General features: G+C 70.3%; 12 protein-coding genes. All 12 read left to right on the forward strand.

The window, feature by feature from the left end:
* Window positions 1–13: 13 nt before the first annotated feature.
* Entirely contained in the window at window positions 14–1,063 is a 1,050-nt protein-coding gene (gene rsmH, locus H9658_RS11900) for a 16S rRNA (cytosine(1402)-N(4))-methyltransferase RsmH (protein WP_191825546.1), read from the forward strand.
* The gene (gene ftsL / locus H9658_RS11905) at window positions 1,060–1,323 is read left to right on the forward strand and encodes a cell division protein FtsL (protein ID WP_009576670.1); all 264 of its coding nucleotides are present in this window, start codon (window positions 1,060–1,062) and stop codon (window positions 1,321–1,323) included. Before rsmH ends, ftsL begins: the two co-directional genes overlap by 4 nt.
* Entirely contained in the window at window positions 1,320–3,185 is a 1,866-nt protein-coding gene (locus tag H9658_RS11910; protein WP_179568397.1) for a peptidoglycan D,D-transpeptidase FtsI family protein, read from the forward strand. The genes ftsL and H9658_RS11910 overlap by 4 nt, the downstream gene beginning before the upstream one ends.
* Complete coding sequence (locus H9658_RS11915) at window positions 3,182–4,675, forward strand: UDP-N-acetylmuramoyl-L-alanyl-D-glutamate--2,6-diaminopimelate ligase (RefSeq protein WP_191825491.1); 1,494 nt, start codon at window positions 3,182–3,184, stop codon at window positions 4,673–4,675. The genes H9658_RS11910 and H9658_RS11915 overlap by 4 nt, the downstream gene beginning before the upstream one ends.
* Window positions 4,672–6,237 carry a UDP-N-acetylmuramoyl-tripeptide--D-alanyl-D-alanine ligase gene (locus H9658_RS11920; protein ID WP_191825492.1) on the forward strand — a complete coding sequence of 522 codons (1,566 nt, stop codon included), beginning with the start codon at window positions 4,672–4,674 and terminating at the stop codon, window positions 6,235–6,237. Before H9658_RS11915 ends, H9658_RS11920 begins: the two co-directional genes overlap by 4 nt.
* The gene (gene mraY / locus H9658_RS11925; protein WP_179568390.1) at window positions 6,227–7,312 is read left to right on the forward strand and encodes a phospho-N-acetylmuramoyl-pentapeptide-transferase; all 1,086 of its coding nucleotides are present in this window, start codon (window positions 6,227–6,229) and stop codon (window positions 7,310–7,312) included. The genes H9658_RS11920 and mraY overlap by 11 nt, the downstream gene beginning before the upstream one ends.
* Window positions 7,312–8,634 (forward strand): putative lipid II flippase FtsW, encoded by a 1,323-nt coding sequence (ftsW, locus tag H9658_RS11930; protein WP_179568388.1) that lies wholly within the window; start codon window positions 7,312–7,314, stop codon window positions 8,632–8,634. The genes mraY and ftsW overlap by 1 nt, the downstream gene beginning before the upstream one ends.
* Window positions 8,631–9,902: an undecaprenyldiphospho-muramoylpentapeptide beta-N-acetylglucosaminyltransferase gene (gene murG / locus H9658_RS11935; protein WP_191825493.1), complete on the forward strand. Its 1,272-nt coding sequence runs from the start codon at window positions 8,631–8,633 to the stop codon at window positions 9,900–9,902. The genes ftsW and murG overlap by 4 nt, the downstream gene beginning before the upstream one ends.
* Entirely contained in the window at window positions 9,899–11,335 is a 1,437-nt protein-coding gene (gene murC / locus H9658_RS11940; protein WP_191825494.1) for a UDP-N-acetylmuramate--L-alanine ligase, read from the forward strand. The genes murG and murC overlap by 4 nt, the downstream gene beginning before the upstream one ends.
* Entirely contained in the window at window positions 11,332–12,291 is a 960-nt protein-coding gene (locus H9658_RS11945) for a D-alanine--D-alanine ligase (protein WP_191825495.1), read from the forward strand. The genes murC and H9658_RS11945 overlap by 4 nt, the downstream gene beginning before the upstream one ends.
* Before the next feature lie 127 nt (window positions 12,292–12,418).
* Window positions 12,419–13,261 (forward strand): cell division protein FtsQ/DivIB, encoded by an 843-nt coding sequence (locus H9658_RS11950; protein ID WP_191825496.1) that lies wholly within the window; start codon window positions 12,419–12,421, stop codon window positions 13,259–13,261.
* The gene (gene ftsA / locus H9658_RS11955; RefSeq protein WP_003465508.1) at window positions 13,258–14,493 is read left to right on the forward strand and encodes a cell division protein FtsA; all 1,236 of its coding nucleotides are present in this window, start codon (window positions 13,258–13,260) and stop codon (window positions 14,491–14,493) included. Before H9658_RS11950 ends, ftsA begins: the two co-directional genes overlap by 4 nt.
* The last annotated feature ends 224 nt before the right edge of the window (window positions 14,494–14,717 follow it).

The raw sequence follows: 14,717 nt of genomic DNA on the forward strand, positions 1-14,717 counted from the left end.
CCGGGGTGTCCGGATGCGCGGACAGGCGCAGGCCGGTCACCTTCCGGTGTCGCAACCGCCGGCGGCGCATGTGCCGGTGTTGTTCGCGCAGGTCATGGACGGGCTGCAGGTGATCGAAGACGGAATCTATCTGGATGGCACGTTCGGGCGTGGCGGACACGCGCGCGGGGTGCTGCACAAACTCGGCCCAGGAGGCCGGCTGCTGTTGATGGACAAGGATCCCGAGGCGATCGCCGAAGCCGAACATGCGTTCGGTGGCGACGCGCGCGTGCGCATCCGCCGCGGCAGCTTCGCCGAACTGGCGCAGTGGGACGCCGCCGCCGATCTGGACGGCGTGCTGTTCGACCTGGGCGTGTCCTCGCCGCAGCTGGACGTGGCCGAGCGCGGCTTCTCGTTCGGCAAGGACGGCCCGCTGGACATGCGCATGGATCCGGACGCCGGCGAGAGCGCCGCGCAGTGGCTGGCGCGCGCCGACGAGCGCGCCATCGCCGACGTGCTGTGGACCTATGGCGACGAACGCCAGAGCCGGCGCATCGCCCGCGCGATCGTGGCGCGCCGCGCCGAGCAGCCGCTGACCCGCACCGCGCAGCTGGCCGACCTGATCGCCAGCGTGATGCCGCGCGGCGACAGCAAGACCCATCCGGCCACGCGCAGCTTCCAGGCGATCCGCATCCACATCAACCGCGAACTGGCCGACCTCGAAGCCGGGCTGGACGCGGCGCTGGCCAAGCTCAAGCCGGGCGGGCGCCTGGCGGTGATCAGCTTCCACTCGCTGGAAGACCGCATCGTCAAGCAGTTCATGAACCGCCACGCCAAGGCCCCGCCGAGCAACCGCCGCCTGCCCGAGGCCCAGCCGTTCGTGCCGACCCTGCAACTGCACGGCGGCGCGATCAAGGCCGACGGCGCCGAGCTGGCGCTCAATCCGCGCGCGCGCAGTGCGGTGCTTCGAGTGGCCGAGAAGCTGGGATTGGGGATTGGGGATTGGGGATTGGGCGAGCGCTCTTCTCCAATCCCCAATTCCGAATCCCCAATCCCGGCGTCTCCGCCAGGAGACGCCCAATGAGCCGGCTGCTGTTGATCGTCCTGCTCGCCTGCACCATCGCCTCGGCGATCGGGGTGGTGTACATGCGCCATCGCCATCGCCAGCTGTTCGTCGAGCTGTCGCGGCTGGAGCACAACCGCGACGAGCTGAACATCGAGTTCGGCCGGCTGCAGCTGGAGCAGGCGACCTGGGCCGAAAGCAACCGCGTCGACCAGGTCGCGCGCGAGCGGCTGGGCATGAAGTTTCCGGAAACCGGCGACATCGTGGTGGTGCGGCCATGAGCAAGACCGGCCGCAACCGCCCGCGCAGCAACTTCAATCTCCGTGGCCGGCTGGTGCTGGTCGGTGCGGCGCTGAGCCTGTGCTCGGTCACCCTGATCGGTCGCGCCGCCTACGTGCAGATCATCAACAGCGACTTCTACCAGCGCCAGGGCGAGGCGCGCTACCTGCGCGAGCTGCCGATCGCGACCTCGCGCGGCATGATCACCGACCGCAACGGCGAGCCGCTGGCGGTGTCCACGCCGGTGGAGTCGATCTGGGTCAATCCGCAGGAGCTGCTGCGCAATCCCGACCGCATCCCGCAGCTGGCGCAGGCGCTGGAACTGCCCAGCGACGAGCTGACCGCCAAGCTGTCGCAGAAGTCGGACAAGGAGTTCATGTACCTCAAGCGCCGGATCAATCCGGACAAGGCGCATGCGGTGGTCGCGCTGGGCATCCCGGGCGTGTTCTCGCAGCGCGAGTTCCGCCGCTTCTACCCGCAGGGCGAAGCGATGGCGCACGTGCTCGGCTTCACCAACATCGACGACCGCGGCCAGGAAGGGCTGGAGCTGGCGTTCGACGAATGGCTGCGCGGCAAGCCCGGCTCCAAGCGCGTGATCCGCGACCGCAAGGGCGCGATCGTGGAAAGCATCGACCTGGTCAAACCGGCCGAGCCGGGCAAGGACTTGACCCTCAGCATCGATCGCCGCATCCAGTTCCTGGCCTACAAGGAACTGCGCAACGCGCTGGTGGAAAACAACGCCGCCGGCGGTTCGATCGTGGTGATGGACGTGGCCACCGGCGAGATCATGGCCATGGTCAACCTGCCGACCTACAACCCGAACTCGGTCACCGGGGTCAATTCCGATGCGCGCCGCAACCGCGCGGTCACCGACCTGGTCGAGCCGGGTTCGACGATGAAGCCGTTGACCATCTCCACCGCGCTCAAGGCCGGGGTGGTGACCAAGGACACGCTGATCGACACCAACCCGGGCTACATGGCGATCGGCCGCTTCACCATCAAGGACGTGCCGCGCAACAACGGCGTGCTGACCGTGACCGGGGTAATCACCCGCAGCTCCAACATCGGCGCGGCCAAGATCGCGGCCAAGCTGCCGGACCAGACCTTCTACGACCAGATCCACAGCTACGGCTACGGCAGCGCCCCGCACAGCGGCTTCCCCGGCGAATCGGCCGGCGTGCTGCCCTCGCCGGCACGCTGGAGCGGGTCGTCCAAGACCACCATGTCCTACGGCTACGGCCTGTCGGTGACGCCGCTGCAGATCGCGCGCGCGTACTGCGCGCTGGGCAACGGCGGCAAGCTGGTCACGCCGACCTTCGTCAAGGGCCAGCACGAGGACACCAAGGAAGTGCTGAGCCCGGCGATCGCCAAGGAAGTGGTGTCGATGATGGAAACCGTGGTGACCCAGGGCGGCGCCAAGGGCGCGGCGATCCTCGGCTATCACGTCGCCGGCAAGACCGGCACCGCGCGCCTGAACGGTCCCGGCGGCTATATCCGCGGCCACTACAACGCGCTGTTCGCCGGCCTGGTGCCGGCGACCAATCCGCGCTTCGCCACGGTCATCGTGATCAACGATCCGCAGGGCGCCAAGTACTACGGCGGCCTGGTTTCGGCGCCGGTGTTCCACAACGTGATGGAAGGTGCGCTGCGGCTGATGGACGTGCCGCCGGACGACATCCAGGCATGGCTGGCGGCGCAGGCCGCCGGCAAGAGCGGCCATGCGCCGCCGCCGGCGCCGGTGGAGCCGGATCCGGCCGTGGTGCCCGATGCCGCCGCCGAAGTGGAAGCGGCGCTGCCCATCGCCCGTGCCGTCACGCCGCCGCCGGCCGCGCAGCCGGTGCCGTTGCAGGAGACCCGCCAGTGAGCCGCGCGCTGCCGCTGTCGCAGTTGCTGCCGGACGTGGCGCTGGCGCGCGACGTGCAGGTGTCCGGGCTGGTCATGGACAGCCGCGCGGTGCGCGCCGGCGATGCGTTCGTGGCGATCGCCGGGTTCGGCGCGCACGGGCTGGGCTTCGTCGCGCAGGCGCAGGCCAATGGCGCCGCGGCGATCCTGTTCGAACCGCCGGCCCCGGCCGAATTGCCGGTGCCGGCCGACGCGATCGCGGTGCCGGGCCTGCGCGCGCGCATGGGCGCGATGGCCGACCAGTTCCACGGCCATCCGTCGCGGACGATGACCATGGTCGGGGTCACCGGCACCAACGGCAAGACTTCCACCGTGCAGTTGCTGGCGCAGGCCTGGCAGTGCCTGGGCACGCGCAGCGGCAGCATCGGCACGCTCGGCGTCGGCCTGTACGGCGACGTGGTGCCGACCGGTTTCACCACGCCGCTGGTGCTGCAGACGCACGCGCTGCTGGCGCAGCTGCGCGACGCCGGCGCGCAGGCGGTGGCGATGGAAGTGAGTTCGCACGCGCTGGACCAGGGCCGCGTCGATGCGGTGCACTTCGACGTGGCGGTGTTCACCAATCTCACCCGCGACCATCTGGACTACCACGGCGACATGGCCGGCTATGGCGCAGCCAAGGCGCGCCTGTTCGCCACGCCGGGGCTGAAGGCAGCGGTGGTTAATCTCGACGACGCATTCGGCCGCGAGCTGCTGGCGACGCTGGCCCCGGCGCTGCGCCGCATCGGCGTCAGCTCGCGCGGCCAGGCCGACGCCACGCTGCGCGCCGAGGCGCTGCGCCTGGACGCGCGCGGCATCGGTTTCGACCTGCTGATCGGCGACGCGCGGCATCCGCTGCAGTCGCCGCTGCTCGGCCGCTTCAACGTGGACAACCTGCTGGCGGTGGCCGGCGTGCTGCACGCGCTGGACGTGGCGCCGGCGCGCATCGCCGCGACGCTGTCGCAGCTGCAGCCGATCCGCGGGCGCATGAACCGCCTCGGCGGCAGCGACGCGCAGCCGCTGCTGGTGATCGACTACGCGCACACCCCGGACGCGCTGGAGCAGGCGCTGGACAGCCTGCGCGGCCACGCCCACGGCCGCCTGCTGTGCGTGTTCGGCTGCGGCGGCGAGCGCGACACCGGCAAGCGCCCGCAAATGGCGGCGATCGCGCAGCGCCTGGCCGATGCGGTGATCGTCACCGACGACAATCCGCGTGGCGAGGATGGCGACCGCATCGTCGCCGACATCCTGGCCGGGTTCACCGACCTGCAGGCGGTGCGCGTGCAGCGCGACCGCGCGCAGGCCATCGCCCTGGCCGTGGCCGAAGCCGGCCCCGACGACATCGTGCTGATCGCCGGCAAGGGCCACGAGCCGTACCAGGAGATCGCCGGCATCCAGCATCCGTTCGACGACACCGAGATCGCCGCGCAGGCCCTGCAGGCGCGCGCCGCACGGTCAGTGGAGCACGCCCGATGAAGCGTCTGCCGCTGTCGATGATCGCGCACTGGGCCGGCGCCGAGCTGCACGGCGACGACGTGGCGATCGACGCGATCGCCCACGACACCCGCACGCTGGCGCCGGGCAGCCTGTACGTGGCGCTGCGCGGCGAGCGTTTCGACGGCCACGACTTCGTCGCCGATGCCGCCGCGCGCGGCGCCAGCGCGTTGCTGGTGGAGCTGCTGCAGCCGCACAGCGAACTGCCGCAGATCCTGGTCGCCGACACCCAGTTGGCGCTCGCGCGGATCGCCGCCGGCATGCAGCGCGGCCGCGCCACGCGGGTGGCTGCGATCACCGGCAGCAACGGCAAGACCAGCGTCAAGGCGCTGCTGCTGGCGATCCTGCAGCATGCCTGCCGGGTCCAGGGCGGCAGCGTCTACGCCAATCCCGGCAACCGCAACAACGAGATCGGCCTGCCGCTGGCGGTGATCGAAGCGCCGGACGCGGCCGACTACGCGATCTACGAGATGGGCGCCGGCAAGCCGGGCGACATCGCCTACCTGACCGACATCGTCGCCCCGCATGCGGCGCTGGTGAACAACATCGCCCCGGCGCATCTGGAGCGGATGGGCAGCCTGCTCGGCGTCGCCGCGACCAAGGGCGCGATCTACGCCGCGCTGACCGCCGGCGGCACCGCGGTGATCAATGCCGACGACGCGTTCGGGCTGTGGTTCGAGCAGCGCCTGCCGGCGCCGCTGGCCCCGCGCGTGCTGCGCTTCGGCCTGCAGGCCAGCGCCGAGGTCACCGCCACGCAGCTGCGCATGCGCCCGGACCGCTCGCAGTTCGTGCTGGTCACCCCGCAGGGCGAGATCGAAACGACGCTGCCATTGCCGGGCCGGCACAACCTGATGAACGCACTGGCCGCCGCCTCGCTGGCGCTGGCGCTGGACATCGCGCCGGCGCTGATCGCCGCGGGCCTGGCGCAGGTGCAGCCGGTGCCGGGCCGGCAGATCGCGCATACGCTGCCCGGCGGCGCGGTGCTGATCGACGACAGCTACAACGCCAACCCCGGTTCGCTGGCCGCGGCGATCGACGCGCTGGCCGCCGCCGGCGGCGAGCGCTGGCTGGTGCTGGGCGACATGCGCGAACTCGGCGACGGTGCCGAAGCGCTGCACGCCAGCGGCGGCCGCCGCGCCCGCGACGCCGGCCTGACCCGGCTGTACGCGCTGGGCCCGCTCAGCGCCGTCGCCGCGCAGGCCTTCGGCGAGAACGGACGCGTGTTCGACAGCCATGCGGCGCTGATCGCCGCGCTGCGTGCGGATCTGCGCGCGGCCGGGAGTAGGGATGGCCAGCCTGCGGCTGTCGAACAGCGAGCGGGATTGGGGATTCGTGAAGAGCAAGATCAAGAGCAGGAAACAGAGCTGATGGATGAGAACACCGGCGCGGTGGCAGACGACGTTTTGCCCCCCCGACTCCCGATTCCCGATTCCCGATTCCCGGCTCCTCCCACCCTCCTGATCAAAGGTTCGCGCGGCAGCGCCATGGACAAGATCGTGAGCGCGCTGCTGGCGCAGGGAGAGGAGGCGCCGCATGCTGCTTGAACTGTCCCGCTGGCTGCAGCAGCTGGAGAGCCTGTTCGGGCTGTTCGGCTACCTCACCTTCCGCGGCATCCTCGCGGCGCTGACCTCGCTGTTCCTGTCGCTGTGGCTGGGCCCGGCGGTGATCCGCAAGCTGGCGCAGTTCAAGGGCGGCCAGCCGATCCGCCAGGACGGCCCGCAGAGCCATTTCTCCAAGGCCGGCACGCCGACCATGGGCGGCTCGATGATCCTGCTGACCGTGCTGCTGTCGGTGCTGCTGTGGGGCGACCTGCGCAACCGCTACGTGTGGCTGGTGCTGGCGGTGATGCTGGCGTTCGGCGTGATCGGTTGGTACGACGACTGGATCAAGATCGTGCGCCGCGACCCGAACGGGCTGAAGTCGCGCTGGAAGTACCTGCTGCAGTCGATCTTCGGCCTGGCCGCGGGCCTGTTCCTGTACTACAGCGCCGACGTGCCGGCCGCGATCACTTTCTACATCCCGATGTTCAAGTCGATCGCGCTGCCGCTGGCCGGGATCAGCTTCGTCGCCATCGCCTACTTCTGGATCGTCGGCTTCTCCAACGCGGTCAATCTGACCGACGGCCTGGACGGGCTGGCGATCATGCCGACCGTGCTGGTGGCCTGCGCGCTGGGCGTGTTCGCCTACGCCTCGGGCAACGCGGTGTTCTCCGCTTATCTGAAGATTCCCTCGATTCCCGGCGCCGGCGAGCTGATCATCATCTGCGCGGCGATCGCCGGCGCGGGTCTGGGCTTCCTGTGGTTCAACACCTACCCGGCGATGGTGTTCATGGGCGACATCGGCGCGCTGGCGCTGGGCGCGGTGCTCGGCACCATCGCGGTGATCGTGCGCCAGGAACTGGTGCTGGTGATCATGGGCGGCGTGTTCGTGGTCGAGACGCTGTCGGTGATGATCCAGGTCGCTTCGTTCAAGCTCACCGGCAAGCGCGTGTTCCGCATGGCGCCGATCCACCACCACTTCGAACTGAAGGGCTGGCCCGAGCCGCGGGTGATCGTGCGCTTCTGGATCATCTCGGTGGTGCTGGTGCTGGTCGGCCTGGCCACGTTGAAGGTGCGCTGATGAACGACGCCGCGCGCCAGGCAACCCGACTCGAGGCCATCGGCGGCCGCTACGACCCGTGGCTGCTCGGCGCCGTGGTGGCGCTGGCGTCGCTGGGCGTGGTGATGGTCGGTTCCAGCTCGATCGAGCTGACCGTCAGCCCGTTCTACTACCTGACCCGGCACCTGCTGTTCCTGGCCGGCGGCATCGGCCTGGCGATCTGGGCGATGCGCACCGAGCTGAAGAACATCGAGCAGTACAACCAGTTGCTGCTGCTGGCCTGTTTCGGCCTGCTGCTGGTGGTGTTCGTGCCGGGGCTGGGCAGCACCGTCAACGGCGCGCGGCGCTGGATCAACCTGGGCATCTCCCGCTTCCAGACCGTGGAAGCGGTGAAGGTGCTGTACATCGTGTGGCTGTCCAGCTACCTGGTGCGCTTCCGCGACGAGGTCAACGCCACCTGGCCGGCGATGCTCAAGCCGCTGGGCGTGGCGGTGGCGCTGGTCGGCCTGCTGCTGCTGCAGCCGGACTTCGGTTCCTCCACGCTGCTGCTGGCGATCACCGCCGGCATGCTGGTGCTGGGTGGGGTCAACCTGCCGCGCATGTCGATGCCGATCGTGATCGGGCTGCCGGTGTTCGCCTTCATCGCGATCCTGGAACCGTACCGCCTGCGCCGCATCACCTCGTTCCTGGACCCGTGGGCCGACCAGCTCGGTTCCGGCTACCAGCTGTCCAATGCGCTGATGGCGGTGGGCCGCGGCGAACTGTTCGGGGTCGGCCTGGGCGGCTCGGTGCAGAAGCTCAACTACCTGCCCGAGGCGCATACCGACTTCATCTTCTCGGTGATCGCCGAGGAGCTGGGCTTCACCGGCGTGTGCCTGATCATCGCGCTGTACGCGCTGCTGGTCGGGCGCGCGTTCTGGCTGGGCATGCGCTGCGTGGAAATGAAGCGCCACTTCTCCGGCTACATCGCCTTCGGCATCGGCCTGTGGATCAGCCTGCAGAGCTTCGTGTCGGTCGGCGTCAACCTGGGCATCCTGCCGACCAAGGGCCTGACCCTGCCGCTGATCTCCGCCGGCGGTTCCAGCGTGCTGATGACTTGCGTGGCGATGGGCCTGCTGCTGCGCGTGTCCTACGAACTCGATCGCGCCGAACGCCAGGTGGCGAAGGTGCGCAGCGATGCCGCGCCGCCGGTCAGGCAGACCGTGGACAGCGCCGAGGACCTGCAGGCCGCGCGCGAGGCCAGCGCCAGCGCGGTGGCCGCGGCGATCCAGGCCGGCACCCCGGCGCGCGGCACCAGCCGCATGCAGCCGCGGGTCGAGCCGACCTTCGGGAGGCTGGGATGAGTGTGTCCGTGCCGATGACCGGCACCGCCATGACCGACGCTGCATCGCGTCCGGTGATGATCCTCGCTGGTGGCACCGGCGGGCACATCTTCCCGGCGCTGGCGGTGGCCAAGGTGCTGCGCGCGCGCGGCGTGCCGGTGGTGTGGCTGGGCGCGGCCGGGCGCATGGAAACGCAACTGGTGCCGCAGCACGGCATCGAGATCGACACCATCGAAATCGGCGGCCTGCGCGGCAAGGGCGCGCTGGCGCTGTTCGGCGCGCCGCTGCGGGTGATGCGTGCGATCCGCGCCGCCGGCTTCGTGTTGCGCCGGCGCATGCCGCGCGCAGTGGTCAGCTTCGGCGGCTTCGCCGCCGGCCCCGGCGGCATCGCTGCGCGCCTGCTGAAACTGCCGCTGCTGGTGCACGAACAGAACCGCGCGCCGGGCCTGACCAACAAGGTGCTGTCGCGCGTCGCGCGTCGCGTGCTGACCGGGTTCCCGGGCAGCTTCGCCGCGCGCGAGGAAGCGGTGGGCAATCCGGTGCGCGCCGAGATCGCCGCGCTGGCGCCGCCGGCGCAGCGCTTCGCCGCGCGCGACGGCGCGGTGCGCCTGCTGGTGCTAGGCGGCAGCCAGGGCGCGCGCGCGCTGAACCAGGCGCTGCCGCGCGCGCTGGCCGCGCTCGGTGCGCAGGTCGAAGTGCGCCACCAGTGCGGCGAGAAATTGCGCGACGAAGCGGCCCAGGCCTATGCCGAGGCCGGCGTCGCTGCCAGCGTCGAAGCCTTCATCGGCGACATGGCCGCCGCCTACGCCTGGGCCGACCTGATCGTGTGCCGCGCCGGCGCCTCGACCCTGGCCGAACTGTGCGCGGTCGGCATCGGCAGCGTGCTGGTGCCGTTCGCCGCCGCCGTCGACGACCACCAGACCCGCAATGCCGAATACCTGGTCGAACGCGGCGCCGCGGTGCTGCTGAAGCAGGACGACGCCCTGGCGACCAACCTGCAGGGCGTGCTGCGCGACCTGCTCGGCAACCCCGCACGCCGCCTGTCGATGGCCGACGCCGCCCGCCGCCTGGCCAAGCCGGATGCGGCCGAGCGGATTGCGGACATCATTCTGGAAGAGGCCGGGAGTCGGGATTCGGGATTGGGGATTCGTAAAGAGCAGGAGCACAAGCAGGACACTATGCAGACATCCGTACATGGCGATGCGCCGCGGCAACAGGCCACCGGCGACGCCACCAATCCCCAATCCCGAATTCCGAATCCCGGCACCTCCGCAGGAGGTGCCCTGTGATCCGCCGTCTCCACGACACCGGCGACCTGGTCCGCGCGTTTCCGCGCGTGCATTTCGTCGGCATCGGCGGCACCGGCATGAGCGGCATCGCCGAGGTCATGCTGACCCTGGGCTACGAGGTGTCCGGCTCGGACAACGCCGACAACGCGGCGACGCGGCGCCTGGTCACGCTCGGCGCGCGGGTGATGCGCGGGCATTCGGCGGCCAACGTGCTCGGCACCGACTGCGTGGTGGTGTCCAGCGCGATCCGCGACGACAACCCGGAACTGATGGAGGCGCGCAGCCAGCGCATCCCGATCATGCCGCGCGCGGCGATGCTGGCCGAGCTGATGCGCTTCCGCCGCGGCATCGCGGTGGCCGGCACGCACGGCAAGACCACCACCACCAGCCTGGCCGCGGCGGTGCTCAGCGAAGGCGGGCTGGACCCGACCTTCGTGATCGGCGGGCAGCTGCTCGCCGCTGGCGCCAACGCCAAGCTCGGCGGCGGCCAGTGGCTGGTGGCCGAGGCCGACGAGAGCGACGGCAGCTTCCTGCGCCTGAACCCGCTGATCTCGGTGATCACCAACATCGACGCCGATCACCTGGAGAACTACGGCAACGATTTCGCCCGCGTCCAGGCCGCGTTCGCCGAATTCCTGCAGCGGCTGCCGTTCTACGGCCTGGCCGTGCTGTGCATCGACGATCCGGAAGTGGCCGCGCTGGCCGCCAAGACCCCGCGCCACGTGATGAGCTACGGGCTCAGCGAGAACGCCGACGTGCGCGCCGAGGACGTGGTCCAGGACGGCCCGCGCATGCGCTTCACCCTGCGCCTGCCGGAAGGCAGCAGCACCCCGGTGACGCTGGCCTTGCCGGGCCGGCACAACGTGCTCAACGCGCTGGCCGCCGCCGCGATCGGCTGGCAGCTGGGCGTGGCGCCTGAGGCGATCGCCAGCGCGCTGCAGAGCTTCGCCGGCATCGGCCGCCGCTTCAACGACCTGGGTGAAGTGACCACCGCCGCCGGCGCACGCGTGCGCCTGGTCGACGACTACGGCCACCATCCGCGCGAACTGGCCGCGGTGTTCGCCGCCGCGCGCGGCGGCTGGCCGGACAAGCGCCTGGTGGTCGCGTTCCAGCCGCACCGCTACAGCCGCACCCGCGACCAGTTCGACGCGTTCGCCGCGGTGTTGTCGGAAGTGGACGCACTGGTGCTCAGCGAGGTCTATCCGGCCGGCGAAGCGCCGATCCCCGGCGCCGACGCGCGTTCGCTGGCGCGCGCGATCCGTGCGCGCGGGCGCAGCGAGCCGGTGGTGGTCGGGCAGGTCGCCGAACTGAGCGAAGTGCTGCCGGACGTGCTGCAGGACGGCGACCTGCTGCTGATGATGGGCGCTGGCGACATCGGCTACGTCGCCCAGCACATCGCGCAGGACGGGTTCGTCGTCGGAGCCAAGCCATGAGCGCGCAGAACTTCCCGCCGCCGCGCCACACCGACCCGGCCGTGTTCGGCCGCGTCGCGGTGCTGCTCGGCGGTACTTCCAGCGAACGCGAGGTGTCGCTGGATTCGGGCCGCAACGTGCTCGAGGCGCTGCGCGCGCGCGGCGTCGACGCGGTGGCGGTGGACGGCATTCCGGCGTTGGCGCAGGCGCTGGTGGACAAGCGCTTCGACCGCGTGTTCAACGTGCTGCACGGCCACAACGGCGGCGGCGAAGACGGCATCGTGCAGGGTCTGATGGACGCGTTCGGCGTGCCCTACACCGGCTCGCCGGTGCTCGGCTCGGCGCTGAGCATGGACAAGGTGCGGACCAAGCAGGTGTGGCTGTCGCTGGGCCTGCCGACGCCGCGCTACGTGCGCCTGGCGGCGACCGCGCAGGCGGACGCGATCCGCGCCGCGGCCGCGCAGCTGGGCCTGCCGGTGATCGTCAAGCCGGCCAACGAAGGCTCCAGCGTCGGCGTGACCCGCGTGTTCGAGCCGGCGCAGCTGGACGAGGCGGTGGCGCTGGCCGCGCGCTACGACGGCGAACTGCTGATGGAGCAGATGATCGTCGGCGACGAACTGACCGTGGCCATCCTCGGCGACACCGCGCTGCCGTCGATCCGCATCGTGCCCAAGGGCCAGTGGTACGACTACCACGCCAAGTACGTGGCCGAGGACACCCAGTACCTGTGCCCGGGCCTGGACGGTGAGGACGAGCTTGCCCTGGGCGAACTGGCGCTGGCCGCATTCCGCGCCGCCGGCTGCCGCGGCTGGGGCCGCGTGGACGTGATGCGCGACGGCGCCAGCGGCGATTTCGCCCTGCTGGAAGCCAACACCGCCCCGGGCATGACCAGCCACTCGCTGGTGCCCAAGGCCGCACGCCAGGCCGGCATCGGCTTCGAAGAGCTGGTGTGGCGCGTGCTGGAGCAGACGCTGTGAAGCCGGGATTCGGGATTGGGGATTGGGGATTCGCACAGCGGCAGCGTCGCGCTGCCTGTGCGCTCGCGTGCGTGTCTTGCGCGAATCCCGAATTCCGAATCCCGAATCCCGCGGCACGGAGTGCCGCATGACCGCCCTCCTGCGCATCCTCGCCTGGCTGCTGGCGCTGGCATTGGTCGCGCTGCCGGTGGTGGCGGTGCTCAACGGCTGGGTCGGTGCCGAGCGCTGGCCGCTGAGCCGGCTGCAGGTCAGCGGCGATTTCAAGCGCGTGCCGGCCGAGCAGTTGCGCCAGGTGGTGCTGCCGTATGCGCGCCGCGGGTTCTTCGCGGTCCGCCTGCAGGACGCGCAGGACGCGATCGAACGGTTGCCGTGGGTGGAAAGCGCGCGGGTGCGCAAGCGCTGGCCGGACGTGCTGGAAGTGCGCGTCACTGAACACCGACCGTTCGCGCGCTGGGGCAGCGACCGCATGCTGTCCGAGCAGGGCCGCATCTTCGCGCTGCCGAGCGAACTGCGCGGCATGGCGTTGCCGCAACTGGCCGGCCCGGACGCCAAGGCGCAGGACGTGGTCGCGCTGTACAACGAATCGCGCGCGCTGTTCGCGCCGGCCGGGCTGCAGGTCGACGGCGTGGCGATGGACGCGCGCGGCAGCTGGTCGCTGCAGCTGGGCAACGGCGTGCAGGTCGTGGTCGGCCGCGACGACGCCCGCGCCCGCCTGGCGCGCTTCGCACGCGTGCTGCCGCAACTGGCCACGCCGGAACAGGCGCCGATCGCGCGCGCCGACCTGCGCTACACCAATGGATTCACGGTGGAGCGGGGAATCGAGAATCGGGAACCGGGAATGGAGAAAAAGCCCACGGCTCCGACCCAACCCGCGCGCCATGCGGCATTGGCCGGCCCTCCATCCCCGCGCATGAGCCCGCTCTTCCCCATTCCCCATTCCCCATTCTCTATTCCCGGCTCCAAGACATGAACCGCAAAGGCGACAAATCCCTCATCGTTGGACTGGACATCGGCACCTCCAAGGTCGTCGCGCTGGTCGGCGAGTACTCGCCCGGCAATCCGATCGAGGTGATCGGCATCGGTTCGCACGAATCGCGCGGGCTCAAGCGCGGCGTGGTGGTGGACATCGAATCCACCGTGCAGTCGATCCAGCGCGCGGTCGAGGAAGCGGAGCTGATGGCCGGCTGCGAGATCCGCTCGGTGTACGCGTCGATCTCCGGCAACCACGTGCAATGCAAGAACTCGCCCGGCATCGTGCCGATCCGCGACGGCGAGGTCACCTGGAACGACCTGGACCGGGTGCTGGAAGCGGCCAAGGCGGTGGCGATCCCGGCCGACCAGCGCATCCTGCACGCGATCCCGCGCGAGTACGTGCTCGACGATTCGCAGGAAGGCATCCGCAACCCGGTCGGCATGACCGGCGTGCGCCTGGAGGTGCACGCGCACCTGGTGGTGTGCGCGCAGTCGGCCGCGGCCAACATCAGCAAGTGCGTGCAGCGCTGCGGCCTGCAGGTGGACGACCTGATCCTGTCCTCGCTGGCGTCCTCGGTCGCGGTGCTGACCGCCGACGAGCGCGAGCTGGGCGTGGTGCTGGTGGACATGGGCGCCGGCACCACCGACCTGGCGGTGTTCGTGCAGGGCGCGATCTGCCACACCGCCTCGCTGCCGATCGCCGGCGACCACGTCACCAACGACATCGCGCACATGTTGCGCACGCCCACCCCGGAAGCCGAGCAGATCAAGGTGCGCTACGCCTGCGCGCTGGCGCAGCTGGCCACCGCCGAGGAAAGCATCCAGGTGCCGAGCGTCGGCGACCGCCCGCCGCGGCGCATGCCGCGCCACTCGCTGGCGCAGGCGGTGCAGGGCCGCTACGAGGAGATCTTCGAGATGGTGCAGGCCGAGCTGCGCCGCTCCGGTTTCGAGGAACTGGTGCGTGCCGGCATGGTGTTGACCGGCGGCGCCTCGAAGATGGAAGGCGTGGTCGAACTGGCCGAGGAAATGGTGCAGATGCCGGTCCGCGTGGGCATCCCGCAGCACGTCACCGGCCTGGGCGAAGTGGTCGGCAACCCGGTGCACGCCACCGGCGTGGGCCTGCTGCTGATGGGCAGCCAGATCGAACACCCACGGCGTCCGTCGCTGCCCACCGGGCGCGCCGGCAGCCTGTTCAAGAAATTGAAGAACTGGTATCGCGGTGAGTTTTGAGGGCCGGGATTCGGGATTCAGGATTTGGGATTCGTAAGAGCAATAGCAAAAGCAAAAGCAAGAAAGCGGAGAGCGGAGAGAGGGTAGGCGACAGGTTTTTTTTGTAGTGATTCCGCCGCGGAGCGGGCAACGGTGTTGGGCGATCGCGCTTTTGCGAATCCTCACTCCCGAATCCCGAATCCCGGCTTCCAAACAACAACACTCGCCGGACGGAGAGGCGGGAT

It is taken from the genome of Xanthomonas bonasiae, assembly GCF_014836395.1.
Lineage (GTDB): Bacteria > Pseudomonadota > Gammaproteobacteria > Xanthomonadales > Xanthomonadaceae > Xanthomonas_A > Xanthomonas_A bonasiae.